2 protein-coding genes are annotated in these 2,657 nt (G+C 52.1%); one reads left to right on the top strand and one right to left on the bottom strand.

Annotated elements, in window-relative coordinates; all coding sequences use genetic code 11:
* Positions 1–43: 43 nt before the first annotated feature.
* A complete protein-coding gene (locus RTI30_RS13895; RefSeq protein ID WP_312284096.1) occupies positions 44–820 on the bottom strand; it encodes a hypothetical protein in 777 nt (258 codons plus the stop codon).
* Between the two features lie 527 nt (positions 821–1,347).
* Between RTI30_RS13895 and RTI30_RS13890 the strand changes: the two genes are divergently transcribed.
* Positions 1,348–2,604 carry a hypothetical protein gene (locus RTI30_RS13890; RefSeq protein WP_312284095.1) on the top strand — a complete coding sequence of 419 codons (1,257 nt, stop codon included), beginning with the start codon at positions 1,348–1,350 and terminating at the stop codon, positions 2,602–2,604.
* Positions 2,605–2,657 lie beyond the last annotated feature (53 nt).

The raw sequence follows: 2,657 nt of genomic DNA, 5'->3' as shown, positions 1-2,657 counted from the left end.
GGACTTACACTCCTTTCATAATGTCATGGCGCCAGACCTCCCGCTACCATCCCGTCAACACAGTGGAACGGAATTTACAGAAAGAAAGATACACAACTTCCATATCCAAGCCCACAAACCAGCGAAAGAGGAGGAAGAAGGAAAGCTCATTCTCGTCCCAGCTTTCACGATGGACCACGGAGGCTTCCAGGCCATGTTCCGACAGTATCCGCAATACAGCAAGCAAGTGGTTGTGCAGAAGGTGATCCAAAAGTACGACTGGCTCTTCGAGAAAACCAAGGATGAGATCAGACGACGCCTCGCGCTCAAAAAAGCTGTTGGCGGCCTCCATCATCTGTACTAAGGAAGTGCAATGCTTGCCTATTTGCCGGTCCTCGTTTTTGGCGTCGCCGTATTCTTCTTTATCTTCTCGCAGGGATTCCGCAGCCTCACCGTGCTGCTCCTCCAGGGGATAGGGAAGCTCCTGCTCGCTGTATGGGTACTGATCACCCAGGTCTTTCGCGCCTTCAAGATCATCGTGATCTACACCATGGATAGCATCCGGATCATCCAGAAAAAGATTCGCGAGGAAGAGGAAGAGCACGCCCGCAAGGAGCGAAGAAAGATCCGATGATGGATGCGCATCGCCAGCCAGAACAGAAGAGTCTCGGCATCGGATTCCGGCACGCTTTGCTCTATCCTGACCACCAAAGCCAACACAACCAGCCCCCCATGAAGCAAAAATCGTCGCTGACCACCATCGACGCAAAGCGCAGATCGCGCCAAAAAACGCCACCGCAAGATCGGCGGATTTCGCCCATGCGCGATCCAGATCGCTCAACTATTTTGCAAGATTCTGGGCTGTGGAGCGAACGACACTCGTGCGCGTTCTCGACAAAATCTCCGAACTCCACGATCGAGACGAACCACAGTTTGCCGCGCAAAGCTGGACGACTCGATCAGCGTTTTGCAAGCAAGAGTGCATCGCAGATCATGACGATTTTGCGCGACCATGGTAGACGATACCAACTGAATCTGTGCCGCATAAAGGCACAATCGTCACCATCTCGCATCGACGCAAAGTGCAGTCTACCCAAAAAATCGCAACGACCATGTCAGCGCTTTGCGCGGGATAGAGCTACAGGAAGCCAGACTATATTGCGCGACATCGACGCACAATACAGAAACGGCAAGTGCAGCATAATGACAAAAACGCCACGATCAACGAACGCCACAAAGCGCAATGACGCGCCAAAACCTCAACGGCAAGATCGGCGATTTTCACCCACTATCGCATCGGATTTCTCGACCATCATTCCCTGTTTTGGTGCACATAGCAGTGTCGGCAGTTGAACAAAAGGAGTGCGGATGACAACAAAAGATCCTGATGGAAAGACAAACAAGACAGCAAAAAGGGAACGGAGATTTCCCCTCACGCCGCACGACGAATTGGGCCCGAAGGAGGGCGGGCCTATTCTGCGTCATCGTACTAAACGACCGGATGGGAAGTTCTGGTTTGGAACCCAGGAGCAGCTCATCCTGAACCCAAAAACACGCAAAGCGTATGCAGCATCCGTCCAGTCAGAGCCATACAGTCGATTCTATGTCGACCATTTCATCGAAGACGAAACGCACCTTTTGCCACATCTGCTGGAGGAGGATTGCATCGCCACAGAACTTTTTGATGTAGTCAAGAAAGCTGGCAAGGACTGCGGCGTCTCTGTCGCAGTAGCGAAGGACAAGCCACGCAAGAATGCGTCTGTACAGCCGCACTTTGTCCGCTACATCTACCGGGATGAAAACGGTGACAGACGCAAGACTTCATCCTTGCCAGACCGTGACGTTATGCGCGTCCTCATCGACGAAGAACAGGCAGAGTCGTTTCGAGAGTTGTACCGTCTGGCTCCTGTACTGGAAGCCATTGTCAAAGTCACGCTGAATCTTTTGGAGCATCGAAATCGCGTCCTTGATGCAGCACAGAAAGCCATCGACGGCATTGTCGACCTGATGAATGACAGCCTGCAAAGGCATCCAGAAATCTCAGACATTGTGCAGGCTCACGCCAAGATTACGGAGATGGCGAAGAAGAAAACGGAAGGTGCAGAGATCATCGATAACGCCGTTCTGCTCCTCGATGAATATACAAAATTCTTGTGTGCCAACACACGAGCTTACGCACAAGCCTACGGTCCATACGGGAGGCATAGATCACTAACTCTTGTCCGGACCGGCCGGAGAGTCACCTGGGTCATCACTGGCTTTGAGTGGCGCTACACGTTTTTTGACAAATACCACATCTACTCCAGGAAGGAACAAGAAAACAACCCTCATGCACAACATGCAGTGTTCTTCACCAGGAAAAAAGTGCTGCGTGCGCCTGGCAATAAGGACATGATCATTGGGCACATCGAAGCGCCAAAGAGGGTGACGCGAACCTTTCTGCGGGCGGACGCTGACCTTGCTCGGAACGACACGAACTACCGCGAGACGCAACGCCATGTGGACGAATATCTAGCGATTGCGGAGCCGTTCAGCGATGCGCTGCTCGACTACATACACGCCAAAAATGATGCGGTCCGGAAGTTGTGTATCTTTCTTTCTGTAAATTCCGTTCCACTGTGTTGACGGGATGGTAGCGGGAGGTCTGGCGCCATGACATTATGAAAGGAGTGTAAGTC

Origin of the sequence: Candidatus Igneacidithiobacillus taiwanensis (assembly GCF_031962545.1) — a bacterium.
GTDB lineage: Bacteria > Pseudomonadota > Gammaproteobacteria > Acidithiobacillales > Acidithiobacillaceae > Igneacidithiobacillus > Igneacidithiobacillus taiwanensis.
This window is presented reverse-complemented; position numbering and strand designations above follow the sequence as displayed.

Excerpts from the sequence above, each read along its gene's own strand:
- RTI30_RS13890 (WP_312284095.1), top strand. The coding sequence starts at position 1,348 with ATGACAACAAAAGATCCTGATGGAAAGACAAACAAGACAGCAAAAAGG.